22 protein-coding genes are annotated in these 25309 nt (G+C 56.7%); 12 read left to right on the forward strand and 10 right to left on the reverse strand.

Going from position 1 to position 25309, the window contains the following annotated elements:
- Nucleotides 1-48: 48 nt before the first annotated feature.
- Entirely contained in the window at nt 49-645 is a 597-nt protein-coding gene (locus ACJ5NV_RS18680; RefSeq protein ID WP_411646187.1) for an ATP-grasp domain-containing protein, read from the reverse strand.
- A gap of 332 nt (nt 646-977) precedes the next feature.
- Between ACJ5NV_RS18680 and guaB the strand changes: the two genes are divergently transcribed.
- The gene (gene guaB, locus ACJ5NV_RS18685; protein ID WP_411646258.1) at nt 978-2426 is read left to right on the forward strand and encodes an IMP dehydrogenase; all 1449 of its coding nucleotides are present in this window, start codon (nt 978-980) and stop codon (nt 2424-2426) included.
- Nucleotides 2427-2476: 50 nt separating this feature from the next.
- Here guaB and ACJ5NV_RS18690 read toward each other — a convergent pair whose 3' ends face one another.
- Entirely contained in the window at nt 2477-3151 is a 675-nt protein-coding gene (locus tag ACJ5NV_RS18690) for a hypothetical protein (protein WP_411646188.1), read from the reverse strand.
- 195 nt (nt 3152-3346) lie between these two features.
- On the opposite strand from ACJ5NV_RS18690, the gene ACJ5NV_RS18695 reads away from it, so the two are divergent.
- Together ACJ5NV_RS18695 and ACJ5NV_RS18700 are read left to right on the forward strand one after the other, a co-directional pair.
- Nucleotides 3347-4507 carry an RsmB/NOP family class I SAM-dependent RNA methyltransferase gene (locus tag ACJ5NV_RS18695; protein WP_411646190.1) on the forward strand — a complete coding sequence of 387 codons (1161 nt, stop codon included), beginning with the start codon at nt 3347-3349 and terminating at the stop codon, nt 4505-4507.
- 193 nt (nt 4508-4700) lie between these two features.
- Nucleotides 4701-6944 carry an ATP-binding protein gene (locus ACJ5NV_RS18700; protein WP_411646191.1) on the forward strand — a complete coding sequence of 748 codons (2244 nt, stop codon included), beginning with the start codon at nt 4701-4703 and terminating at the stop codon, nt 6942-6944.
- Between the two features lie 42 nt (nt 6945-6986).
- On the opposite strand, the gene ACJ5NV_RS18705 is transcribed toward ACJ5NV_RS18700, so the two are convergent.
- From ACJ5NV_RS18705 to ACJ5NV_RS18715, 3 genes are read right to left on the reverse strand one after another with little or no spacing between them, the layout of a single operon-like run.
- Nucleotides 6987-7973: a glucokinase gene (locus ACJ5NV_RS18705; protein ID WP_411646193.1), complete on the reverse strand. Its 987-nt coding sequence runs from the start codon at nt 7971-7973 to the stop codon at nt 6987-6989.
- A gap of 4 nt (nt 7974-7977) precedes the next feature.
- Entirely contained in the window at nt 7978-9300 is a 1323-nt protein-coding gene (locus ACJ5NV_RS18710) for a GH1 family beta-glucosidase (RefSeq protein ID WP_411646195.1), read from the reverse strand.
- 1 nt (nt 9301) lies between these two features.
- The gene (locus ACJ5NV_RS18715; protein WP_411646197.1) at nt 9302-10333 is read right to left on the reverse strand and encodes a LacI family DNA-binding transcriptional regulator; all 1032 of its coding nucleotides are present in this window, start codon (nt 10331-10333) and stop codon (nt 9302-9304) included.
- 279 nt (nt 10334-10612) lie between these two features.
- On the opposite strand from ACJ5NV_RS18715, the gene ACJ5NV_RS18720 reads away from it, so the two are divergent.
- From ACJ5NV_RS18720 to ACJ5NV_RS18745, 6 genes are all read left to right on the forward strand, one after another.
- On the forward strand, nt 10613-11881 hold the full coding sequence (locus ACJ5NV_RS18720; protein ID WP_411646198.1) for an ABC transporter substrate-binding protein: 1269 nt from the start codon (nt 10613-10615) through the stop codon (nt 11879-11881).
- Between the two features lie 70 nt (nt 11882-11951).
- Entirely contained in the window at nt 11952-13187 is a 1236-nt protein-coding gene (locus ACJ5NV_RS18725; protein ID WP_411646200.1) for a carbohydrate ABC transporter permease, read from the forward strand.
- 27 nt (nt 13188-13214) lie between these two features.
- Nucleotides 13215-14369: a carbohydrate ABC transporter permease gene (locus tag ACJ5NV_RS18730; protein WP_411646202.1), complete on the forward strand. Its 1155-nt coding sequence runs from the start codon at nt 13215-13217 to the stop codon at nt 14367-14369.
- Nucleotides 14370-14465: 96 nt separating this feature from the next.
- The gene (locus ACJ5NV_RS18735; protein WP_411646204.1) at nt 14466-16112 is read left to right on the forward strand and encodes an alpha-glucosidase; all 1647 of its coding nucleotides are present in this window, start codon (nt 14466-14468) and stop codon (nt 16110-16112) included.
- 18 nt (nt 16113-16130) lie between these two features.
- Nucleotides 16131-17261, forward strand: a complete 1131-nt coding sequence (locus ACJ5NV_RS18740; RefSeq protein ID WP_411646205.1) for an ABC transporter ATP-binding protein — start codon at nt 16131-16133, stop codon at nt 17259-17261.
- A 71-nt stretch (nt 17262-17332) separates the two neighbouring features.
- A complete protein-coding gene (locus ACJ5NV_RS18745) occupies nt 17333-18040 on the forward strand; it encodes an HpcH/HpaI aldolase family protein (RefSeq protein WP_411646259.1) in 708 nt (235 codons plus the stop codon).
- Nucleotides 18041-18135: 95 nt separating this feature from the next.
- Here ACJ5NV_RS18745 and ACJ5NV_RS18750 read toward each other — a convergent pair whose 3' ends face one another.
- Genes ACJ5NV_RS18750 through ACJ5NV_RS18765 form a run of 4 tightly spaced genes read right to left on the reverse strand, consistent with a single transcriptional unit; the run spans nt 18136 to nt 21125 of the window.
- Nucleotides 18136-19203, reverse strand: coding sequence for a dihydropteroate synthase (locus tag ACJ5NV_RS18750; RefSeq protein ID WP_411646207.1), 1068 nt, complete (start codon nt 19201-19203; stop codon nt 18136-18138).
- Nucleotides 19200-19859: an HAD family hydrolase gene (locus ACJ5NV_RS18755; RefSeq protein WP_411646208.1), complete on the reverse strand. Its 660-nt coding sequence runs from the start codon at nt 19857-19859 to the stop codon at nt 19200-19202. The genes ACJ5NV_RS18750 and ACJ5NV_RS18755 overlap by 4 nt, the downstream gene beginning before the upstream one ends.
- Nucleotides 19860-19866: 7 nt before the next feature.
- A complete protein-coding gene (locus tag ACJ5NV_RS18760) occupies nt 19867-20787 on the reverse strand; it encodes a methylenetetrahydrofolate reductase (protein WP_411646210.1) in 921 nt (306 codons plus the stop codon).
- A 41-nt stretch (nt 20788-20828) separates the two neighbouring features.
- A complete protein-coding gene (locus tag ACJ5NV_RS18765; protein ID WP_411646211.1) occupies nt 20829-21125 on the reverse strand; it encodes a virulence factor in 297 nt (98 codons plus the stop codon).
- A gap of 245 nt (nt 21126-21370) precedes the next feature.
- Between ACJ5NV_RS18765 and ACJ5NV_RS18770 the strand changes: the two genes are divergently transcribed.
- The 3 genes from ACJ5NV_RS18770 (at nt 21371) to ACJ5NV_RS18780 (ending at nt 24419) form a co-directional block, all read left to right on the forward strand.
- Nucleotides 21371-22483, forward strand: coding sequence for a Ppx/GppA phosphatase family protein (locus ACJ5NV_RS18770; RefSeq protein ID WP_411646213.1), 1113 nt, complete (start codon nt 21371-21373; stop codon nt 22481-22483).
- 14 nt (nt 22484-22497) lie between these two features.
- Entirely contained in the window at nt 22498-23214 is a 717-nt protein-coding gene (locus tag ACJ5NV_RS18775) for an RlmE family RNA methyltransferase (protein WP_411646215.1), read from the forward strand.
- Between the two features lie 215 nt (nt 23215-23429).
- Nucleotides 23430-24419: a methyltransferase gene (locus ACJ5NV_RS18780; RefSeq protein ID WP_411646217.1), complete on the forward strand. Its 990-nt coding sequence runs from the start codon at nt 23430-23432 to the stop codon at nt 24417-24419.
- 40 nt (nt 24420-24459) lie between these two features.
- On the opposite strand, the gene ACJ5NV_RS18785 is transcribed toward ACJ5NV_RS18780, so the two are convergent.
- Entirely contained in the window at nt 24460-25218 is a 759-nt protein-coding gene (locus ACJ5NV_RS18785) for a DeoR/GlpR family DNA-binding transcription regulator (protein WP_411646218.1), read from the reverse strand.
- Nucleotides 25219-25309: the final 91 nt, after the last annotated feature.

Here is a 25309-nt window from a genome sequence, read left to right on the forward strand (position 1 = left end):
TGGCGATACCAGCCCGCCATGCTGAGAAACGACGAAAAACTCTGGCCCTCAGTGGCAGAAGGTTGGGTAGCAGAGCACGCGATAGTAGAGTTCCATATTTAAATGGTTTCCACGGCGGTCAAAGATCGTCTGTATGTGGTTTTGGTGTCGATCTTTGTCGTGTTGGAATATAACGACCTTTCCGTTGCTGACGAAGAATTTCCAGTCATCAGCAGAAAAACCGTCGCCGTCGCTGAGGTCTTCTTCGAGATAGACCTGTTTTGGGAATATCTCATACCACCACAGCGCTAAGCGCCGACTATGAATGCGTTCGAACCACTTGTTCGCCCGAGCCTTCATCAGCTCTTGCTGCGCGTGGACTAAAGGCAAGGTCACCGGCATGTTGGTCCCCGAGCTATGGTTCGACTTGAACCAATACCTGCCGCTGGCGACCTCGCCAGGCTTTGGGATATCCGCAGTCGTTGATGCCCATACCACACGCGGAATGCGGACCTTTTCCGTCAGATAGTGGGACGCATATTTTCTCGACCCCAGTTTGTCTGAGGTGGACACGATCGGGATCGGTGCAAAAAATTTGAATAAGAGCTGCTTTTCGGTGAACGTTCCCGGCTGCAGAAGGTTTGGCAGGCGTCCGTGACGCTTCATATAAACATCGCATGATCGTCGGAGCGCAGGTCGAAAATCTGACCCTAATACATCGATTCCTCTCAAATATCCTGTAGGGGGATTCTTATGTATGCCATGCAGCCCGAGGTCGCTGATCACGTTAAGGCTGAATGTAATGAATGACTTAAGATTGGTTTGCATATTGTGACATTATTACTGAGTTACAGAACACTGGTATTGCAGTCTGCATGTTGTCGAACGATGCTTGGACTTTCAAGTGATTGGCCAGTAATTTGCGATTTTTGGCTTTTGCTGCCTCTACATCCATGCAATAGGGACGTGCCAACGATGCCAGCATGGGAGACCGGATGATGCAGATTCGTGAGGCACTTACCTTTGATGATGTTCTACTTGTGCCGGGGGCATCTAGCGTGCTGCCGTCGACCGCGGATACCCGCACGAAGGTGACCCGCACGATCAGTATGAATATACCGCTTTTGTCCAGCGCGATGGATACGGTCACGGAAAGCCGCATGGCGATTGCGATGGCGCAGGCCGGTGGCATTGGTGTTGTGCACAAGAACCTGAGCCTTGACGCGCAGGCCGAGGAAATCCGCCGGGTGAAGCGGTTTGTTTCGGGTACGGTTTACAACCCGGTGACCCTGCGCCCCGATCAGACGTTGGCCGACGCTAAGGCGCTGATGGATCGCTATCGGATCACTGGCTTCCCAGTGGTGGGCGAGGGTGGCAAAGTCGTTGGGATTGTCACCAACCGCGACATGCGCTTTGCAAGCGATGACATGACACCGGTCAGTGTGATGATGACTTCTGACAATCTGGCGATCCTGATTGAACCTGCTGATCTGGACGAGGCACGCTCGCTGATGCAGGCCCGCCGGATCGAGAAGCTGCTGATTACCGATGAAAAGGGCAAGCTGACGGGGCTGTTGACGCTGAAGGACAGCGAACAGGCGGTTCTGAACCCAATGGCCTGCAAGGATGAGCTAGGCCGGTTGCGTGCTGCTGCCGCGACTGGTGTGGGCGATGCCGGGTTTGAACGCGCAGAGGCGTTGATCGAGGCTGGCGTTGATCTGATCGTGGTCGATACCGCCCATGGCCATTCCGAAGGTGTCGCCCGCACGGTGGAACGTGTGAAAGCATTGTCTGGTGCAGTGCAGATCGTTGCGGGGAATATCGCCACGGGTGCGGCTGTGAAGGCATTGATTGATGCCGGTGCGGATGCGGTGAAGGTCGGGATCGGACCTGGGTCTATTTGTACGACGCGGATGGTGGCTGGTGTCGGTGTGCCGCAACTGACCGCGGTCATGGATTGTGCCGCCGCCGCAGGTGATGTGCCTGTTATCGCAGATGGCGGCATCAAGTTTTCGGGCGATTTCGCCAAGGCGATTGCCGCAGGCGCATCTTGCACGATGGTGGGGTCAATGATCGCCGGCACGGATGAATCCCCCGGTGAGGTGATCCTGTATCAAGGTCGGTCGTTCAAGTCGTATCGCGGGATGGGGAGCCTTGGCGCGATGGCCAGCGGCTCTGCCGACCGGTATTTCCAGAAGGAAGCGGCCAGCGACAAACTGGTGCCTGAAGGGATCGAGGGGCAGGTGCCTTACAAAGGGTCGGCGCATGCAGTGGTGCATCAGCTGGTCGGCGGGCTGCGCGCCGCGATGGGCTATACCGGCAATGCGACAGTGGATGAGATGCGCAAGAACTGCGAATTTGTGAAGATCACTGGTGCCGGGCTGAAGGAAAGCCACGTGCACGACGTGCAGATCACTCGCGAAAGCCCGAACTACCGCGTCGGGTAGGTTGGGGCATCGGCGGTGCCGTCACCATCACAAGGGGCGGCACCTTAGGTTCAGGCAGCGGCCCGCCCCCGTCGCCGCCATAGCATTTTAACGACCCCGAAACTTGCCACGATAAGCGCAGCAATCGTGGCGATATAAAACAGCCCACCATCGCTTGTGGAGCGTGGGGCCAACCCAGCTACGCGACCGTCGAAGAACGGTTGGATATAAAAGAAGTCCGGATCCCGCGTCAGTCTTTCGTCGCCGATGGCGTCTTCTGCGATATCATCATAGGCGGTGTTGGTGCTGTGCTGCCCGTTGATGTTGAAGATCGGGCTGATCTCACCAATTGCGGCTGCGTTGTCGATCAGCCAATCTGTGAATTTCTCGGCGTCACGTTCCCGCACCACGATGGCAGATTTGACCACACGTTCATTGCCCGTGGCTGCCGGATCGAAAAGTAGCCACATGACCCGTGCATTCGGGTCATTCTCATTGTCTTTATAAAGGGTGTAGGTGTAGCGGTTGTTGATCTGCGCCGCGATATTCACCTCTTTAGCCGGTCCCAGATCGGCAGGGTCGAAATCGCCCAAGGCGACAGCCTGCGGCGGGTCACCGGCGAGAGCGTCCGCGCGCGCAGCTTGGATACCGTTTTCAGTATTTTGCAGAAAATATCCTGCCCCAAGCAGTAAGGCGGCAATGATGAAGTACCCGACGGGCGGAAGGCGGAGAAAAAGACGGAGCATGTTGGTGAATCCCAGCGCGTTCAATTGTCGCCATTTTTAGGGGCAATCACGGCAAAGGTGTGGCATTGATTTGCGCATTTCTGGATTGTTCGTCGATTGCGCACAATCTTGCGGCCTCTGGCTGTTCCCCGAGGGACCCGATAAGACCCGATCCATGTTCAGCCCAGATACCCATCAGTTTCGGAGAATAACGCAATGACCCCCGGTGCCCGCGTCGCTGCCGCCATCACTATTCTTGATCAGATCAAGGCGGGCATGGTGGCCGAACAGGCCTTGACCAGCTGGGCCCGCGCTAGCCGCTTTGCCGGGTCCAAGGATCGCGCTGCAGTACGGGATCATGTGTTTGATGTGTTGCGCGCGCGTCGATCGCTGGGCGATGGGGCTGGGCGTTCACTGATGATACGGCTTTTGCAGCGTGATGGTGAGCCGGTTGAAACGTATTTCGACGGTGTAGGTCACGCCCCAGCACCGCTGACCGAAGCAGAGCAGGTGGTGCTGTCGCAGCCATTGACGCTAGGCGATGCTGCGGCCTGTGATCTGCCGGATTGGTTATGGCCCATTTGGCAGGACAGTTTGGGTGATGCCGCTATGCCCGCCGCAGTGGCGCAGCAGGCGCGTGCGGATGTGTTCTTGCGGGTCAATCGTCGGCGGGGATCGGTCACGGCCGCAATTGCGGCATTGGCGGAGGATCAGATCGTGGCGGTTCAGCATGACACGATCGAAGGGTGCTTGCGTGTGACTACAAATGCACGTCGGATCAAATCCGCTGCCGCATATCGCGATGGGTTGGTAGAGCTACAAGACGCCGCATCGCAATTCGCGGTCGCTGCAGTTTCGGTGAAAAAGGGCGCGCGGGTACTGGATTATTGCGCTGGCGGCGGCGGTAAGGCGCTGGCATTTGCTGATCGCTACGCAGCACAGGTCTTTGCCCATGACGTGGCCCCGCAACGGATGCAAGATATTCCGGCGCGCGCGGCGCGGGCCAAGGTTGGCATCACATTGATTCAAAATGCTGATCTGGCAAATTCAGGTCTGTTCGATCTTGTTTTTTGCGATGCACCTTGCAGCGGTAGCGGCACGTGGCGGCGTGCGCCTGATGCCAAATGGCGGTTGGTGCAGACGCGGTTGGATGCGCTTACCAATCTGCAGCAAGAGGTGATTGCCAGCGCCGCCGTTCAAGTTGCGCCCGGTGGCACGCTGGTTTACGCGACCTGTTCTGTTCTCAAACCAGAAAATGATGGAATTATCGCACAGTTTCTATCTACCTATCCGGAATGGGTAATTAACCTTCGTCATCAATTGTTGCCGGGATTAGATGGGGATGGCTTTTTCCTGTGTGGGCTGACCCGCCGTTAATGCAACCCTTGATTGTTATCTTGATTTGAATATGCCAGCTTAAGGAATGATTAATCTTTGTCGGGGTAATCGGGAATTGTATTGAGCGACGAGGTCTGATGTGCCAACCGATCAATTTATTGATATGAACAGTGACATAAAGTCGGCGCGTATACCCGTTTGGTCCGCCATTTCGCTTGCTGCGGCGATCTGCTTGGGACTGGCTCTCGTAGTGCAGGTTACTGCCGTGCAATTCGGTTTGATGATCTGCGGTGGTATCATGCTGCTGCTTGGGATCGGGCTATTTGTCGAAGCTTATCGGACAGGTTCGCGCGAAATGCAGGTGGGGTTGCTGACTCAGGATCTGATCGCGCATGAGGCGGATAGTGCTTTTCTGACGAGTGCAGAAGGGGTTATCCGTTATGCTAATCCTGCCGCCACTAAACGGTTCGGTGATTTTCAAGGCAGCCCTTTGCGTGATGTCTTTGCCCGTATGCTAGCCAAACCGGAGCCGGTATTACAGCGCATGATGGCAAGGGTAGCCCTTGGCGGCGCGGCAAAAGAAGATATCGTAACGCGGCGTGGCCATTTCAGGCTTTCGGTTACGGCGTTCGCGTCAGATAGTATGATGTGGCGGCTTGATGATCTGAGCGAGGGTGCCAATGCAGGCCCTGGGCTGACCGAATCCCCAGCGGGCGGACCCCCGGTGATGACGGTCGGGGCGAATGGCGCGGTGCAGCGTATGAATGAGCCCCTTCGGACGCTGCTGGGTGGCCGCCCGAGAACGCTGGAAGAGGTGTTTACTGATCTTCCATTGCGTTCGGGGCAAATCCACATTGTGCAGACCGCTGGCGGGCAGGTCAGCGCGGTTGTCGCCCAGATTGATGTCAGCGAAGGCGCAAGCGATATTTATGTTCTGCCAGCCGAAACTGTTCCCGCACCCCGTCAGATTGGCGCAGGTTGGGATGCGATCGAGGATCTGCCGGTGCCGCTGCTGAAGATCGCGACAGAAGGGGCTGTGCTTGCATCGAACCGCGAAGCGCGTCAGTTATTAAGTGTAACGGACACAGACGGAATGCGGCTATCTGACTTGCTGGACGGGCTGGGACGCCCGCTGAGCGATTGGCTACGTGAGGCCTCAGAGGGGCGCGGAGGGAATGTATCGCAGTTTCTGCGCGGGCGTGGTGAAAATCAGGACACTTTCGTGCAGGTCACGTTGAATATTGCGGGTATGCCGACGGACGTCCATCTGATTGCTGTGCTGAACGATGTGACCGAACTAAAGACGCTTGAGGCACAATTTGTGCAGAGTCAGAAAATGCAAGCGATTGGTCAGCTTGCCGGTGGCGTGGCGCATGATTTCAACAACCTGCTGACCGCGATTTCTGGTCATTGTGATCTGCTGCTGCTGCGTCATGACGAAGGTGATCAAAACTATGGTGATTTGATCCAGATACACCAAAACGCGAATCGCGCGGCCAGCCTTGTGGGCCAATTGCTCGCCTTTTCCCGCAAGCAGAACTTGCAGCCAGAGATCATCGACCTGCGCGATACGCTGTCTGACCTGACACATTTGCTTAATCGTCTGGTCGGTGAAAAAGTCACCTTGTCCCTGCAACATGACCCGGCCCTTGCGCAGATCAAGGCAGATAAACGGCAGTTGGAACAGGTGCTTATGAACCTTGTGGTCAATGCCCGTGACGCCATGCAGGGATCGGGTGAGATTGAGGTCGTGACCGAGAACCTGACGTTAAAAGAACAGATGGTCCGCGACCGCGCCATTATTCCGCCGGGCGAATATGTGGTGGTCAAGGTGATCGACAAGGGGCATGGGATTCCGCCTGAAAAGCTGCCCAAGATATTCGAACCATTTTACACGACAAAACGCACGGGCGAGGGCACCGGGCTGGGCCTGTCCACCGCCTATGGCATCGTGAAACAGACCGGCGGCTATATTTTCGCCGAAAGTGAAGTTGGCAAAGGCACGCAATTCTCGCTTCTTTTCCCCAGCTATGACTTGCCGGTTGCAGAACCGCTTTCGATTTCGTCACCGCCGCCGGAACTGACAGGCGGCAAGCTTGATGGGGTGGTGCTTTTGGTCGAGGACGAGGCACCCGTGCGGGCTTTTGCGTCGCGCGCGTTGCGGCTACGCGGTTACACCGTGCTGGAGGCTGATTGCGCAGAGGCGGCATTAGAAATGTTAAAAGACGATGAACTGAAGGTCGATGTCTTCGTCACGGATGTGATCATGCCCGGCATGGACGGGCCGACCTGGGTGCGCAAGGCACTGACAGACAGGCCTGAAACCAAGGTTGTCTTTGTTTCGGGCTATGCTGAGGATGCCTTTGCCGACGACAAATCGCGGATCCCGAATTCAGTCTTCCTGCCAAAACCATTTTCGCTGAACACTCTGACGCAGACGGTTCAGGCGCAGATGCAGGACAGCGTGAACGCGTAAGCTAGAGGCCGCGCTTCTGGCGCAGCCCCTGTTATGGGCGAGTTACGCTGACTCGCTCTGTTCAGACAGGGCAACCAGATGCGCGGCTGACCCGGTCAGTGCGGCGTAATCATCCTCGATCACATGCACGGCGAAATTGCTCATGAACCCGGCGAAACGACCCTTGTCGCGGAACGCATCGCCAAAACCGAAATTCATCAGATGCGGTGCAAAGGCACGGGCAACACCGCCGACCAGATAGACTCCGCCAAAGGGCAGTTGGATCAAAGAGAGATTACCGCAGACCGTGCCAAGCATTTGTGTGAAAAGGCGCGCTGCCTCTTCGGCGCGTTTGTCGCTGCCATCAGTGCAAGATTGCATGATATCCTTGGCGGTACGTTCGCTGGGCGCGCCTGCTTCCTTACTGAGGAAGGCGTAAACCCGCTCAAGTCCGCGCCCCGAAAGCACGTCTTCCACTGCTGGAAACCCATGCGCGGTTGATACGAACTGGCAGAGCCGCAGCTCCATTTCGTTTCGGATTGGCAGGTTGGCATGTCCGCATTCTGATGGCGCGACGATCCGCCCTTGTGCCAGTTCGAAGACGGGCGCGGCGTTGAATCCGGTGCCCACCCCAACCACAAGCCGCGCGGCATTGGGCTGACCTTCTGGTCCGGGCAGAATGCTGCGGATATGCGAAGCGTCCAGATGCCCAAGCGCATGGCCCTGCGCCTGTAAATCGTTCAGGATCGCGACAGTTTCGGCCTTTGTCGCCCGCGCCAGCGTTTCCTTGTCGATAGTCCAATCCAGATTGGTCATATTTGCGCGACCCTCGCGGACGGGACCAGCGACGGCAACACAGGCGGCCTTGGGGTCGACCCCGCCTTCATCGGCGATATAGCGTTGCAGAACGGATTCCAGACCGGGGAACTGTGTATTGCTGTAGCGCCGGATCGTGCCTGCGACGATCTGCCGTCCGTCGGCTAGCGCCACGCGCGTGTTTGTCCCGCCGATATCGGCGACGAGTGAGTAGGTATCCGCAGGGTGGCCCATATTTTTATTCCGTAATCGCCGCTTTGAGCGCGTGATAGGATGCTTTCGGCGTCCGCTTCAAGCTGTCGAAATCGACATGCACCATTCCGAAACGCTTTTCATAACCAAATGCCCATTCGTAGTTGTCGAGCAGCGACCAGTAGAAGAAGCCATGCACATTCGCGCCGTCTGCAATGGCCCGCTTTGCGGCCAATATATGATCCGATACAAATTGCGTGCGCTCCGGATCGTAGACCGCCCCGTTTTCGACCTTGTCATTCCAAGCCATCCCGTTTTCCGTGACATAAAGCGGCATATCACCCACATAATCCTTGGCCATGCGGGTCAGAAAGTGGTGCATCCCGTCGGGAAAGATTTCCCAGCCCATCTGGGTCTGCGGCAAATCACCGGGCACGTCGGCGACTGAGGGCCAGGCCGTGCTATCGTCAGCACGTATCTGATGTCGCGTATAGTAATTTACGCCCAGCCAATCGATCTTTTGGCTGATCTGCGCCATATCATCCTGCCAGTTTGCGGGCATATGCGGACCGAATCCTTCCAGCGCGGCTGCGGGGTAGGTGCCTTTGGTGATTGCCTCGATAAACCACCGGTTAAAGATTGCGTCTTGCCGATCGGCAGCGGCGATGGATGTGGCGCTGTCATCGGCGGGGCTGCTGTGATCGAAATTCAGCACGATGCCGCAGTTATCCATGCCTTTTGCGCGCAGACGTGTCATCGCTTCGCCATGAGCGAGCAGGATATGGTGCATCGCCCGCGCGGTGGCGCGGATGTCGCGCAAACCGGGTGCGTGATGACCAAGGAAATGCGACAGGAACGCGACACACCAAGGTTCGTTGATGGTTGCAATTGCGTGCACCCGATCCCCGATCCGGTCGGTGATCACATCGGTGTAATCGCCAAAGGCAAGTGTGGTATCCCGATTGGTCCAGCCACCCTGATCGGCGAGCGCCGAGGGCAGTTCCCAATGGTAAAGCGTCTGAAACGGCTTCAGGCCGCGCTCCAGCATCGCGTCGACTAACCTGTCATAGAAATCAAGCCCTTCCGGGTTGACGGTCCGCCCGTCCGGCATGACCCGTGCCCATGATGTGGAAAACCGGTAAGCGTCCATTCCGGCATCTTTCAGCAGGTCGAGATCTTCTTCGTAGCGATGGTAGTGATCACAGGCCAGCGCGCCGCTTTCTGCCCGCACAACATTGCCGGGCGTGGCTGCGAATGTATCCCAATGGGTTGGTCCCGCGCCCCCGAATTGATGACCCTCGATCTGATAGGCGGCGGTTGCAGCCCCAAAGAGAAACCCTTGGGGAAAGTCAGCACGTTTGAAATTCATATCAGTCCTTTCGTGGGGCCGGGCCAGTGGAGCGCCCCACAATCAATTCAGCTTCGAGAAGTTTGGTTTGCGGCGGCTGCCCGGGGTTGGCGATTGCGTGCAAGAGCATTTCAGCAAGTTCCCGCCCTGCGTCCCTGACAGAAGAACGTGTGGAGGTGAAAATCGGGATGTCGTCGCTGTTTTTGAGGTAAGAGAGCGCATCATCATGGGTGATGACAGACACATCATGCCCCATGCGCAGGCCTGCTTCGTCCAGCGCGCGACGGATGCCAAGGGCGGGAATCATCGAAGAGCACAGGATCGCAGTGGGCGGATCGGGCATCGCCAGCAATGCGCGGGTGCTGATGCATCCGTAATCTTCTGTCATTTCATCGGATCGCATGAGTGCAGGGTCGATTGGAATGCCAGCGGCGGTCAGCGCGTCTTCATATCCGGCACGTCTGCGGCACGCGAAATCCATTATTTCGATCCCGTTGATCAATGCGATTCGGCGATGGCCCAGCTCAATCAGATAGGCGGTGGCGCGTTCAAACGCTCTGCGATTGGTGACGTCCAGCCAAGTATAGGGCAGGGTGCAATTGCTGGAACGGCCATGCACAGCAAAGGGGAGGTCAAGCTCAACCAAAAGTGGAATGCGCGAGTCGTTAATCAGGGGGCCATGTACGACGATTCCGTCGACGGATTTCCGCGATTTCAGCCCGCGATAGACCTGTTCTTCGGCGGAATCATCCACGATGGACAGGATCATTTCATAGCCTTGGCGGGCATAGGCTTCGCCTGCACCAGCGATGAAATCGCCAAAAATCGGGTTCACCATTTCATGTTTGGTCGAGGTCGGGATCACATGTCCGATCGTCAACGCCTTGCCTGTTGCCAGACCTTTTGCGCGGTTGCTGGGTCGGTACTGAAACTTGCTCGCGGCCTGTTGAACCCGCTCGCGGGTTTCTGCGCTGACCTCGGGGTAGCCGTTCAGCGCCCGGCTGACCGTGGTCTGACTTAGCCCCAAATTCTTTGAAAGTTCCTTGAGGTTCATAAAGGCGGTCACTCATTTTTTGCGTTGACGCATTCAGGGGGCAGACAGGCGGTGGTCGCCGCGCTAAAGTGGTCCCGTAATCGTTTCAGTAAACGCGGTCCCTGGAAATTCCAAGTATTTTTTGACCGCAGTGTTTTGTTGACAGTCGTGTCGAGTTCATCAAGTGTAGCGCCATCCAAAGCGCTTTGGGGTTTTGATTCCGAGGTGTCAATTGGGAAATGGACGGATAAGCCATCTATTGCAATTTACGCGCATCAAGCGCGATTGGGAGGACGATCAATGAATACAAAACTGTATGCCAGCGTAGCAGCGGTTGCCCTGTGCGCAGGTGCCGCGCAAGCAGAACAGATCACCGTTTTTGGCCCTTGGTTGGGCCCGGATCAGGCGAATGTTGAACAGGTGCTTGCTGCTTTTGCCGAAGCCTCTGGCCATGACGTGCGCTACTCTGGTTCTGACAGCTTTGAACAGCAGATCGTGATTGATGCCGAAGCGGGCTCTGCCCCGAATGTCTCTGTGTTTCCGCAACCCGGTCTGGCATCGGACATGGCGTCGCGCGGGTTTCTGACACCGCTGCGCGCCGAAACGGCTGGCTGGCTGCGTGACAACTATGCCGCGGGTGAAAGCTGGGTTGATTTGGGCACATATGCCGATGAGAACGGCGATGATCAGCTGTACGGCTTTTTCTACAAAGTCGATGTGAAATCACTGGTTTGGTACAACCCTGAGAATTTTGAAGACGCGGGTTACGACGTGCCCGATACCATGGAAGAGCTGAAAGCGCTGTCCGATCAGATCGTGGCCGATGGTGAAACACCATGGTGCATCGGGCTGGGTTCCGGCGGTGCGACAGGCTGGCCTGCGACCGATTGGGTTGAAGACATGATGCTGCGTACGCAGCCGCCCGAAGTCTATGACGCTTGGGTCAGCAATGAACTGTCCTTTAACTCACCCGAAGTGATCGGTGCTATCGAAGAGTTCGGCGCCTTTGCCCGGAACGATGATTACGTTGCTGGCGGTAGCGGTGCGGTGGCCACGACTGATTTTCGTGACAGCCCCAAGGGTCTCTTTTCTTCGCCGCCACAGTGCTACATGCACCGTCAGGCTTCTTTCATCCCAGCCTTCTTTGGTGATGATATCTCGGTCGGTGAAGATGCGGATTTCTTTTACTTCCCTGCCTATGAGGGCAAGGATCTGGGCGCACCGGTGCTGGGTGCAGGCACCCTCTGGGCGATCACAAACGAAAGCGATGCCGCGCATGAGCTGATTGCGTTCCTGCAGACCCCAGAAGCGCATGAAATCTGGATGGGCTTGGGTGGTTTCCTGACACCGCACAAAGGTGTGGATAGTGCTGCATTCGGCGATCCAACCCTGAGCAAGATGAACGACATCCTGTTGAACGCCACGACTTTCCGCTTTGACGCATCTGACCTGATGCCTGGCGGCGTGGGTGCTGGCAGCTTCTGGACCGGTATGGTGGATTACGCTGGCGGTGCTGATGCAATTGCGGTCGCAGCTGATATTCAGGCGTCCTGGGACGCGCTGAAGTAAGGGTTTCTGTAAGATCGGGACAATCCGGCGCTGTCGGGTTGTCCTTTTAATATTGTCCGGGGAGGGGGCTATGCATCCTGCGCTACTTGGTCTGGTGACCATTCTGATCGGTGTCAGCGGATGTGTTGGGTATTTCTACTTTTCCAACGTCATTCTCGATAGGTTCATCTTCCCTGCAAAGGGCGAACATGCCGGGCGCAATATCAATCGCGCCAATATGGTCCGCCCTTGGCTCTTTCTTTTTCCCGCAATTTTGGCGCTTGGCCTTTATCTGGCCTATCCGGTGATCGAAACCCTGCGCCTGTCCTTTACGGACCGTAATCAGGGCGGCGCGTTTGTCGGCTTTGCCAATTACCGCCAGATGATGAACGAGCCCAAGTTCTGGGAGGCCATGCGCAACAACATGCTTTGGCTGATCGTGGTGCCTGCGGCGTCAACGGCTTTCGGTTTGCTGGTGGCCCAACTGACCGACCGGATCAAATGGGGCAGCATCGCCAAATCGTTGATCTTTATGCCAATGGCGATTTCCTTTGTTGGCGCATCGGTGATTTTCAAGCTGATCTACGACACACGGCCCGCCGAGCAGAACCAGATCGGTGTGCTGAACGCGATCTGGTTGCAGTTTGACGGCGGGATTGGGTCTTTTCTGATCTTGCGCATTGTGCCTGTCGCGATGCTGGTTTGCTTTGCCCTGTTCGTCGCCTACTTTGTGTGGGCCTTCGTGAAGCCGCTTCTGGGCCCTGAGCGTGCGCGCATGCCGGGCTGGGGAATGGCGCTTCGCGCTGTTGCCGGGGCAGGGGGCGCTTACCTGATTTTTCTCGCTCTGGGGTCAATCTTAGGTCTGTTCACAGCGACATTCCCCTATGGTGAGCCGCAGACGTGGTTGACGATCCCGTTCTGGAACTCGTTTTTTCTGATGGTGGTGCTGATCTGGATTCAGACTGGTTTCGCTATGGTGATCCTGTCGGCGGCCTTGCGCGGTATTCCCGAAGAAACGATTGAGGCTGCAATCATTGATGGGGCAAACCCGTTTCAGGTGTTTTTCAAAATCAAGATGCCGCAGATATCGGGTACAATTGTTGTCGTCTGGACGACGATTACACTGGTGGTGCTCAAGGTTTTCGACATCGTTTTCGCCATGACAAACGGCCAATGGGGCACGCAGGTTTTGGCAAATTACATGTATACGCAGCTATTCGTGACCCGCGATTGGGGCGTTGGATCGGCGAGCGCGATGATGATTATGCTGCTGGTTAGCCCGATCCTGATTTGGAACGTCTATAACGCCCGCAAGGAGATGCGCTGATGGCCCGCGACTGGACAGGAGCTTGGCATGGATAATATCGCAGGCAGCAAATCCGGCCTGACGTGGGCTGTGCATATATCGGTCGTGCTCTTGGTGGCCCTGTGGCTTTTCCCGACGGTCGGGCTGCTGGTGTCATCGTTTCGGACGTCTGATCAGATATCTGGTTCAGGATGGTGGCAATCGCTGTTTGCGATTGAGCAGAACCTTACCTTGCGCGCGGCAGATCCTGATGATGAGGGTACTCAAGAGCTGATAGATGGGGTTTACACCGTTGCGGGCAACCTGTTCGGGACCGCAGGTGATGCTGACATCAGCGTCTGGGGCAGTTCATCCCGGGCGATTGACGCCTATGCGCCGGGCGAAACCGCCGATTTGGGTGATGGCGAAACCATGACCGTCGCGACCAATGGTGACTATGTCTGGACCGCATCCGAAGCCCTGACCGGGCGCGGACAGCGTGTGTTCGTCACCGCCGAAACGCCGCCAGAATTTACGCTGGATAATTATGAGCAGGTGTTGCTGAGTGGAAATAGCACGGACAGCATGGCCAAGGCGTTTTTCAATACATTGACTGTGACCATACCCGCGACAATCATCCCTATCGTGATTGCCGCTTTCGCAGCCTATGCGCTTGCCTGGATGGATTTCCCCGGACGGGCGCTGCTGATCGCGATTATCGTGGGGCTGTTGGTCGTGCCGTTACAGCTTGCGCTGATCCCGCTGTTGAAGCTTCACCTCGATATTGGGATCGGAAAGGGGTATTTGGGCACTTGGATGGCCCATACCGGCTTTGGCCTTCCTTTGGCTATATACCTACTGCGTAACTATATGGTCGGTCTGCCCCGTGACATCATCGAGAATGCCAAGGTGGACGGGGCGACGGATTTCCAGATCTTTACCAAGATTATTCTGCCGCTCAGCTTTCCTGCACTGGCGTCATTTGCAATCTTTCAGTTCCTTTGGACGTGGAATGACCTGCTTGTGGCCAAGGTGTTCCTGATCGATGCAACGGGTGACACAACGGTCATGACCAACCAGATCGTCGAGCTGTTGGGGACGCGCGGCGGGAATTGGGAAATCCTTGCCACGGCAGCTTTCGTGTCGATTGCGGTGCCATTGGCGGTTTTCTTTGCCATGCAGAAATACCTTGTTCGGGGTTTGCTGGCAGGATCGGTGAAATAATGACAACCGTCCCGGACCCGATCCGGGACCTCAACTAAGCAACCCCGACAGGTCCCGGCGCATGGCCGGGACGGGCGTTCTACAGGAATAGAAGCGATGAGTACGGCCTTGGCCCCACAAACAGAAATTGCCATCGACAAGAATTGGTGGCGCGGTGCGGTGATCTATCAGATTTATCCGCGCAGTTATCAGGACAGCAATGGCGATGGTGTTGGTGACCTGTTGGGAATCGTCCAGCGCCTGCCTTACATCGCATCGCTGGGTGTGGATGCGATCTGGATATCGCCATTCTTCACGTCGCCGATGAAGGATTTCGGCTATGACGTAAGCGATTATTGCGACGTGGACCCGATGTTCGGCACGTTGGCCGACTTTGACGCGGTGGTGGAAACCGCCCACCGTCTGGGCGTTCGGGTGATGATCGATCTTGTGCTTAGCCACACAAGCGACCAGCATCCTTGGTTTGCGGAAAGTCGGGCTGACAAAACCAACGCAAAATCCAACTGGTACGTCTGGTCCGACCCGAAGCCTGACGGCACGCCGCCGAATAACTGGCTGTCGATCTTTGGTGGCTCAGCTTGGCATTGGGATGCCCGGCGCGAACAATACTATCTGCATAACTTCCTCACATCCCAGCCCGACCTGAACTTTCACGAACCTGCGGTGCAAGATGCATTGCTTGACGTGGCCCGCTTCTGGCTGAACCGGGGGTGTGATGGGTTCCGCCTTGATACGATCAATTTCTATATGCATGATCAGCAGTTGCGGAATAATCCGCCCCTAGCGCCCGAGCGTCGGAATGCGACGATTGCACCATCGGTGAACCCCTATAATCACCAAGAGCATCTTTACGACAAGAATCAGCCGGAAAACTTTGATTTTCTGCGGAAATTACGCGCAGTGATGGAGCCTTTTGGCGCGGCGGCCGTGGGCGAGGTGGGCGATGCTCAACGCGGGCTTGAGATCATGGGCGAATATACTGCCGGTAATGATCTGATGCAGATGTGTTACGCTTTTGAATTCCTCGCCAAGGATCAACCGACCGCTGCCCGGATTGCTGATGTCATGGCACAGGTCGATAAGGTCGCTGCCGATGGCTGGGCCTGCTGGGCGTTTTCCAATCATGACGTGGTGCGCCATGCCAGCCGCTGGGACCTGCCGCCCGCCGCCCAGCGCATGTTTGCAACGCTAATCATGTGTCTACGTGGTTCGGTTTGCCTGTATCAGGGTGAAGAACTGGGCCTGCCAGAGGCAAATGTGCCTTTTGAGGCTTTGCAGGACCCCTACGGCATTGAATTCTGGCCTGAATTCAAAGGGCGCGATGGGTGCCGCACACCCATGGTGTGGGATCCGAGCAATCAGAACGGCGGTTTTTCTGAACATCAACCATGGCTGCCCGTCGCGTCGGAGCATCTGCAATTATCGGTCGGCGCGCAGGAAGACGATCCGGCCGCATTGCTGCATCATTATCGTCGCGCAACTGCTTTCCGCCGCAACCACCCGGCACTGAGTGTCGGCGAACATGATGGCTTGCGGGCTACGGGGGATGTGGTGTTCTTTACCCGAATCCACGAAAACCAGACAATTTTCTGCGCATTCAATGTCAGCGAGACTCCATCGGATTTTGACATGCCTGCCGGGGAGTGGACACCAATCGGTGCCGAACTGGGTGGCGCGCATGTGTCAGCGGATGGCAGGTTACATCTGGGGCCATGGCAAGTGTGCCTTGCGCTGAAGACTTGAAATATAGGGGGGTGAGAAATGGCTGATCTGAAACTGACGGAAGTCGCCAAGACCTATGGTGGTACGGTCGATGTGCTCAAGCATATCAATCTGGACATTAAAAAGGGCGAACTAATCGTCTTTGTCGGTCCGTCGGGCTGCGGGAAATCAACGCTGCTGCGGATGATCGCCGGGCTTGAAAAGATCACCAGCGGGACGTTGGAAATCGACGGAGGGATCGTTAATGACGTCCCGCCGGCCCAGCGGGGGATCGCCATGGTGTTCCAGTCCTATGCGCTTTATCCGCATATGACGGTGCGCGATAACATGTCCTTTGCGTTGAAACTGGCTAAGAAAACCCCGGATGAGATTGATGCCGCCGTGTCCAAGGCAGCGCGCATCCTACAGCTGGAACCCTATCTGGATCGGCTGCCCAAGGCCCTGTCAGGCGGGCAGCGCCAGCGGGTGGCTATTGGTCGGTCCATCGTGCGCGACCCCAAGGTCTATCTGTTCGATGAACCGCTTTCGAACCTTGATGCGGCCCTGCGTGTGGCCACCCGGATTGAGATTGCGCAGCTCAAGGAATCAATGCCTGACAGCACGATGATCTATGTGACCCATGATCAGGTAGAGGCGATGACACTGGCCACCCGGATCGTGGTACTGGCCAATAAGGGCATTGCCCAGGTGGGAACGCCGCTGGAACTATATGAACGGCCCGAAAATGAATTCGTGGCCCAGTTCATAGGTTCGCCCGCGATGAACCTGTTTGCTGGCGAGATTATCGAGACAGGCGCGCAGACCGTGGTCAAATTGAACGAGGGCGGTATTGCCCGCTCGATGTTGCCGACAAAAAGTTCGGACTTGGGCCTGCGAGTGAACGTCGGCGTGCGGCCCGAGGATATGGTGCTGACTGAGGGTGAGGATTACCTGTTTGCCGACACAGTCAGCATCGTGGAAGCATTGGGCGAGGTGACACAGCTTTATTTCGAACCACCAAAGGCGGACGAGGACACGAACACCGTGATTGCCAAACTACAGGGCATTCATATGGATATCCGTGGCAGGGCATTGCGCTTTCAGGCGGATCCAGCAAAAGTGCAGATATTCCACAATGGCCATTCGCTCTATTATCGTGATGGCGGACCTGCTCTGGTCAAATCCGCCTGAGGAGAACATAGATCGAACCGCGCCAAAACACACTGAAAGCCGCCCTTCAAGCCGGGCATGTACAATATGGGCTGTGGATATCGTCCGGGTCGCCGGTGGTGGCCGAGATTGCGGGCTGCGCGGGCTTTGACTGGTGTCTGATTGATGGGGAGCATGGGCCAAATACACTGGCAACCATGTTACCGCAGCTACAGGCGTTGGACGCGGCAGGCACACAGGCTGTCATTCGAGTTGCAGCGCCTGAGGTGTGGATGATCAAGCAGGCGCTTGATCTGGGGTGCCAGACTTTACTGGTGCCGCTGGTGCATGACGGGGACACAGCAACAAAGATCGCACGTGCCATGCGCTATCCGCCAGAGGGGATCAGGGGCGTTGGCGCGGCGATGGCCCGCGCATCCCGTTTTGGCGCGGTGACCAATTATGTCCGCGCTGCCAATGATCAAGTTTGTTTACTGGTGCAGGCGGAAAGCGCCGCAGCGCTGCAGAACATTGACGCAATCGCGGCGACGCCCGGCGTTGATGGGGTGTTTGTCGGCCCTGCCGATCTGTCTGCCGATATGGGCTATCCGGGGCAGTTGGACCATCCGGAGGTCGTGGCCGCAATAGATCACATGATTGCGCGCATCGTTGCGGCCGGAAAGGTTGCCGGGATAATCACATTCGATGACGCCCGCCTGAAAGACTATGTCCAGAAAGGTGTTACTTTCCTGGGTGTTGGTGGCGATAATATGGTGCTTCGGCGCGGGCTAGAGGCGTTGTTGCACACCGCCAAAGAGTAAACTTAAACCGCGTTTGCGCGCTTGATCTGAGCTTTCACATCATGCTCTGTGAGAGGTGCAGCCTTTGCCTGCATTCGGACAAAGGCTGAAGGGGGTTACCCCCGGCGGCGGCGTCCGGTCCGCGCGCGGCCTTCGCCTTCTTTCACGGGGGCACGGTTGAAACGAATCCAGTCGCCGCCTGAAGGATCATTGTTGGTCAGGAAGTTGGCCGCGCGGATTGCCTCCATCTCTGAGCCGGCTTTGGGCTTTGTCGAGCCCATGCCGAACATGGTGACAAAGGCTTCATCATCCATATCCTCGGGCAGAATAATGCCTGCTGCCGCGATTTCCGCCCGCTTCTCGGCGATTTTTGTTGGGCCGACGGGCAGGGCGATGGGGTTCATAATGGCAGAGGTCATACCCGTGGCCATCGCCATCGGCAGAAAGGCGTTATTGATCCCGTGCCTGTTTGGCAGGCCAAAGCTGATATTTGACGCGCCACAGGTTGTGTTCACGCCCAGTTCATCGCGCAGGCGACGGACCAATGTGAAAACTTGCAGGCCCGCGGTGGCCATTGCACCAATCGGCATGACGAGCGGATCAACCACGATGTCATGGGCTGGAATGCCGAAATCAGCGGCGCGCTCTACGATTTTCTTGGCGACAGCAAAGCGCACTTCCGGGTCTTCGCTGATCCCTGTGTCATCGTTGGAAATGGCGACCACAGGTACATTGTATTTCTTGACCAGCGGCAGAACCAGTTCCAGCCGTTCCTCCTCGCCAGTGACCGAGTTGAGCAGGGGGCGACCTTCGGCGGCTGCCAGCCCGTTTTCCAGCGCGCCGGGGACCGAACTGTCGATGCAAAGCGGGGTATCCACGACAGCCTGCACACGCTTGACCATCTCTGTCATCAGCGGCGGTTCGACAAAGTTGTTATCGGCATAGCGCGGGTCTTCGGCCATTTTATTCGAAAAGACAGCGCCAGAGTTCACGTCCAAAACATTTGCCCCAGCGGCAGCTTGCGCAATTGCGTCGGCCTCGACCCTGCTGAAATCGCCTTGCTCTAGCTCGGCAGCCAGAATCTTGCGTCCCGTTGGGTTGATCCGCTCGCCGATCACGCAAAAGGGCTGATCAAAGCCGATGATTGCGGTCTTGGTTTTGGACTCGATTACTGTGCGGGTCATGGTGTGGCTCCTTCAAGGCGCTTCAGGTGATCCAGTAGCGCGGTATCGGTGAAATCTGCAAGCGTGGCCGAAGCCCCTGCCTGGGTCAGTTGATCATGCGACAAGCTGGTGCGCAGACCATAGGTGAACAGCCCCGCGGCGCGCGCAGCAAGGATGCCGGATGGGCTGTCCTCAAACGCGATTGCGGTTGCAGGGTCGGTCCCCAAACGTGCTAGGGCTTCTAGATAGGGGGCCGGGTCAGGTTTTCCAGCGCTGCATTCATCGCCGATGACAAGCGTATCAAAGGCCGTGCTGAGCCCGATAGCAGATAGCATAGCGTCAGCATTGATCCGGGGCGCGTTGGTGACAACCGCGCAAACCCAGCCATTCTGCTTGGCTAATGCAAGAAGGTCCATCAGACCGGCAGTCGGCTTGGCGGCGGCGCCGAGCCTTTCACGAAACATCGCCTCTTTGCGGTCTGAAAGAGATTGCGCATCGCCGTCGGGCAGAAAATCTGCAAAGATCGCTGCATTCTGGCGACCATGCATGTCGCTGAGATAAGTGCCGGGCGCCAGATGCACCCCGTATTCCTGCATCAGGTCAAAGAACACCTGTTCATGCAAAGGGTCCGAATGCAGCAGCGTGCCGTCCAGATCAAAAAGGAGTGCTGCTGTCATGTTTTGATCAGCCCGCCGCCGGTCGCGCTGCATCGCCACCATTTGCAATTGCCCAGTCCGCATTCGCCTTGATGCCGCCAAGCGGGAAGAAATGCACATTGGTAATATTGAAATCGGGGTTTGCGGCTTTGTGTGCCGCCAGCGCCGCCAGCACCTCTGTCGGCTCATAGGGCAACAGCAGTTTCGTCACATCCATTGCGCGCTTTTGTAACACCTTCAAAGAAGGGCCAACGCCGCAAGCAATGGCGAATTTGATCAACGTTTGCAGCTTGGCAGGTCCGGCGATGCCGATATGGATGGGTAGCGTGATGCCCGCATCCTTTAGCGCGTCGGCCCATGCGATGATCGGCGCTGCCTCAAAGGCGAATTGCGTGGCCAACGCCATCTGCGCATCGGTCGTATCGCTGAAACGCTGCTTCCAGCGTAGCGCGTCTGTGACGTTCGTGTCAGAACCGTCCGGATCAATATCTCGGTTGCCCTCCGGATGCCCTGCCACATGCAGATGATCGAAATCGCCAAAGAGTCCGGTTTCTAGCAGCTGCATGGAGTTGTGGAATTGCCCATGCGGTTGCGCCACACCGCCCGCCAATAGTAGCGCCTGTTTGACCCCTGCCTCACCTTGGTAGCGGGCGATCCAATCGGCCAGCGTGGCGCGATTCTTGATGATCCGGGCCGGAAAGTGGGGCATGACTTGGTAGCCGTCAGCACTCAACCGTTTTGCGGTGGCAACCATATCGGTGATCGGTGTGCCATCAATATGGGCAATGTAGACCCGCGTGCCTTCAGGCAGTAAAGCGCGGAAATCGTCGACCTTTTCGGCGGTGCGGGGCATCACTTCGATGGAATAGTCCTGCAAAAACGCCGCGACTTGGCGGTTGACTGGGGTGTCAGGCGCGTCTTTGGGTTTCCGGAACGAAAGCAGGGACATTAAGATCTCCTTCAGGCGCTGGGGGACGAGGTGAGCAGGGATCAATTCCAACCGTCATTGGCGATAAGCGTCTTGATCCGTTCTTGGTCATATTCGGCGTCAATCCGGGCGACCTGTGCTGCGGCAGCTTCGGCATCACTGCCTTCGGCAGGTAGCGGGGCGGCCTTGCGAAAGCCAGCCATGTAATCATCGGATTCGGCAGCGCCGGATTTCATTGCCGCGCGATCAATTGCCTGCTCAAACCGTTCGGGCAGCGGCAGCTTTGTTCCGCGCCGCCCGCGACCGACGATGACCTGTGCCGGGATGTCGCGCCAGTAAACGATTGTGACGTCGGGCATTTGATTCCTCTTGCTCTGTTGATCCGGTTTAGCATTGGTTTTGCCACATCAATGTCGGTTTTCGACATGGTGCGTGCCCGCAGCGACTGCGGATGCGTATCGCGGCAGGCGGGCCGGGGCCAGAGTGCTGCGGGCCCATAATCTTCATATCCAAGATGTATTGCGCTCAAGAAACTGTTGACAAGGCTTGCGCCGGACCGCGCCGCGCCCTAGCTTGAGGGTAACTCGAAATGGAGGGCGTAAAAATGGCGCCCAAGCGTCCCAAAGGTGCGGGCGCGTTCCCCAAAGCGGTTGACACCCCCGCGCCATCCCCGCCTGATCCGGCGTCGCTTTATGCTGCGTTGGATTTGGGCACAAATAGCTGCCGTATGCTGATTGCCCAACCCAAGGGCAGCCAGTTTCATGTGATCGACAGCTTTTCAAAATCCGTGCAGCTTGGCCATGGGCTTGAGAACACGGGCCGTTTGTCACGCGCGTCAATGAACCGTACGATCTCGGCCATGCGGATATGTCGTGAAAAGTTGAAGCGGCATGAGGTCAAGCATATGCGCCTTGTGGCGACAGAGGCGTGTCGCCGCGCGTTGAATGGCGACAGTTTCGTGTCACAGGTGCACCGTGAAACCGGTCTTGATCTGGAAATTATCAAGCCCGAAGAAGAGGCACGGCTGGCCGTCATCTCTTGTGCGCCGCTGGTTAGCATGAATACAGATCAATTGCTGGTGGTCGATATCGGTGGCGGTTCGACAGAGCTGGTCTGGATTGATCTGACCAACGTCCCCAAAAGGGAACGTCCCCGCGCCATCATGCGTCTGCATGCGGGGTTCAGCTCTGATCCAGGCCCCTTTGCGGCTGCGAAGGTGGTGGATTGGATTTCCGTACCACTTGGCGTGGCTACACTGCGTGATCAGTTCAATGATGTGGCCGATGACGCGGCCCGGTTTGCGTTGATGAGCTGGTTTTTTGAAGAAAACCTCGAAGAATTTGCACCCTACGCAGCGGCGCAGGATCGCGAAGGTTTCCAGATCATCGGCACCAGCGGCACTGTCACGACGGTCGCGGCGAGCTTTCTGGGGTTGAAACGCTATGATCGGACCAAGGTCGACGGTTTGCGCATGACGTCTGATCAGATTGATAGCGTGATCCGCGACTATCTGGCGCTGGGGCCTGCGGGCCGCCGCGTTGATCCGCGGATAGGCAAGGACCGGCAAGCGCTGATCATGTCGGGATCTGCTATTTTGCAGGCATTGATGCGCCTGTGGCCGACGGATCGGCTGTCTGTTGCGGATCGTGGTTTGCGTGAGGGATTGCTTTATGCCCAGATGTCAGCCGATGGGGTCTTGGAAGACACACCATTTTAGGGGTATGCCGCGCTATGGCCAATAAACCCAAAAATACTTCCGGGCGCGGACAGCGCGATCTGACTGTCAAGGTGAAGACCGCGCGCGGTCGCAAACTCAGCTCGACCAAATGGTTGCAGCGGCAGTTGAACGATCCTTATGTAAAGCGCGCTAAGGCGGACGGCTACCGGGGCAGGGCGGCCTATAAGATATTAGAACTGGACGACAAGTATCGTTTTCTGGTGCCGGGGGCACGCGTGGTAGACCTTGGCTGTGCGCCCGGCGGCTGGTGTCAGGTGGCAATTCCGCGTGTGAATGCTTTGGGCGAAAAGAAGGGCAAAGAGCAGGGCTATGTGCTCGGCGTTGATCTGCAAGAGGTGGAGCCGATTGCAGGCGCAGAGCTGCACCAGCTGGATTTCATGGAAGACGATGCAGACTTAAAGGTGCGCGACTGGATTGGTGGAACGGCGGATGTGGTGATGTCCGACATGGCTGCGTCGGCCTCTGGTCACAAACAAACCGACCACTTGCGGATCATCGCCCTATGCGAAGCTGCGGCCTATTTTGCTTTTGACGTGCTGACTGACGGCGGCACATTCGTGGCCAAGGTACTGGCGGGTGGGGCTGAGGGCGATTTGCAAAAGCTGCTGAAGCGGCGTTTCACGAAGGTCGCGAATGTGAAACCGCCAGCGTCACGGTCGGATAGTTCCGAGAAATTTGTGGTGGCGACAGGGTTTAAAGGCTCAGCCTGACAGCGCTCTTTTGGGCGGGTTTTCGCTTTACGGACAGAACCGCCTTTTACAGCTAGGGCTGATGTGACTAGGATTTTGGATCAACTTGTTGCGTGTTTATGCCGATACTCCGAACTTTATAAATAGCCGCAAAATCAACATGATTGATGATCTGCTGCTATGGCGCGATAAAAGCAGGAGCGGAACAGACGTGCGATCCTAAGGAGCCCGAGAATATGGTCGCAGAACCGTCCCCCACCCCCCTCATGCAACTGCTGATGTCGCATATGACAGGAAAATACGTCTTCGTGGCCTCAGAAATGGGGCTGTTTGCTGCAATCGGTCTTGGGGCCGCCAACCTGAATAGGTTAGCGCAGGATATGCAGGTGCCTGTGCGCACGCTGCGTATCATTGCGGATGCTTTGGTTTCGGCAGGATTTTTGGAAAAAGACCAGAACACATATCGCAATACTGATGTCACATCAGCGTTTCTGAGCGGGCAATCAGGCCCTGATTTTCGCCCTGTGATGCGCCTGTGGGACAAATACATCTACCCGCAATGGGCTACGCTGGAACCTGCGTTGCGCGACGGTAAGCAGACCCTTGGCTGGGAACAGTTCACCCAAGAGCAGCATGACGTTTTCAACGAAGGCGTTGCGGTGTTCACCGCATCATCGGCGCAGGCCTTGCCGCATATCTATGATTTCAGTCAGCACCGGCGCGTGCTAGATCTTGGTGGCGGGATGGGTTTGTTTTTGATGGCAGCAGCGGCCAGCCACCCCGACCTAACCGGCACTCTGTTTGAAATGCCGCAGGCCGCAGCTTTAGCCCGCCCACGTATCATCAAGGCCGGCCTGCAAGATCGGTTGGATGTCGTCGAAGGTGATCTTCTGATGGATACTCTCCCCAGCGATTATGACGGGATCATCGTGGCAAATGTGCTGCATCTCTTCTCAGAGTCTACAAACTTATCGATTTTGCACCGTCTACGTGATGGTGCGGCAAAGGGAACGCGGCTACTGCTGATTGATTTTTGGACAGACCCAAGTCAAACAAACCCACCACTGGCCGCGTTGATGGCGGGGACATTCCATATGCAAACTGGCGAAGGTGATGTCTATAGTTCCGACACCGTGGCAAGATGGCTAGAGGACACTGGGTGGGCAATGCAATCACACGCTCCCTTAGCTGGGGCCGCAAGCCTGATTGTCGCTCAGACCCTATAAGCGCGTTCAACGCGGGCGTTCGTCAACCCCGATGTGATCTCTAAACCAGTCCGATCTTTGTGCCCCAGTCGGCGCATCGGTTGATCAATTCCTCAGACGGCACCCGGTCCGTCACAAAATGATCGACCTGCGCAAGCGATGCGATTTTTACCGGGGCTTTGCGCGTAAATTTGGTGCTATCTGCCACCAGAATCGTGGCCCGCGCGGCTTTGATCACTTGCTGGCTCACGCGCACTTCTTCGGGGTCAAAGTCCAAAAGATCACCGCTCAGATCAATCGCGGAGGCCCCGATTACCGCAAAATCCACCTTAAACCGATCAATCGCCAGTGCGGCCAAATCCCCAACCAATCCGCCGTCCGAGCGGCGCAAACTACCGCCAGCGACCACCACGTCACATGTAGGATTGGCCGCCAAGATATTGGCAACCTTCAAATTATTCGTCACGACCATCAGATTGCGATGGGCGTGCAGGGCGTGGGCCACGGCCTCGGTTGTGGTGCCGATGTTCAGGAACAGCGACGCATTATCGGGGATTAGTTGCGCGGTCCTACGAGCGATCTTGATCTTGATATCACGGTGGGATGCGCGCCTGTCCCCATAGCCGATGTTGCTAACGCCCGAGGGCATAACCGCGCCACCATGCACCCGCTCAAGCACGCCCGCCGCACAGAGTTGGCGCAGATCACGCCGGATGGTTTGCACGGCCACGCCAAATTCTTGCGACAGATCGGTGGCCAGTACTTTACCGTTCGCTTGGGCGCGTGATCTGATCAACGTATGACGGGCTTGCGTTTCCACGTGTTCGTTTTTGACTAAATACGAACATTCCGCAAGGCGTACTCAGTGAATACTTTATATTTTAGTCATGATATCAGTATTCGACTTCTGT

It is taken from the genome of Loktanella agnita (assembly GCF_046640325.1).
Lineage (GTDB): Bacteria > Pseudomonadota > Alphaproteobacteria > Rhodobacterales > Rhodobacteraceae > Yoonia > Yoonia agnita.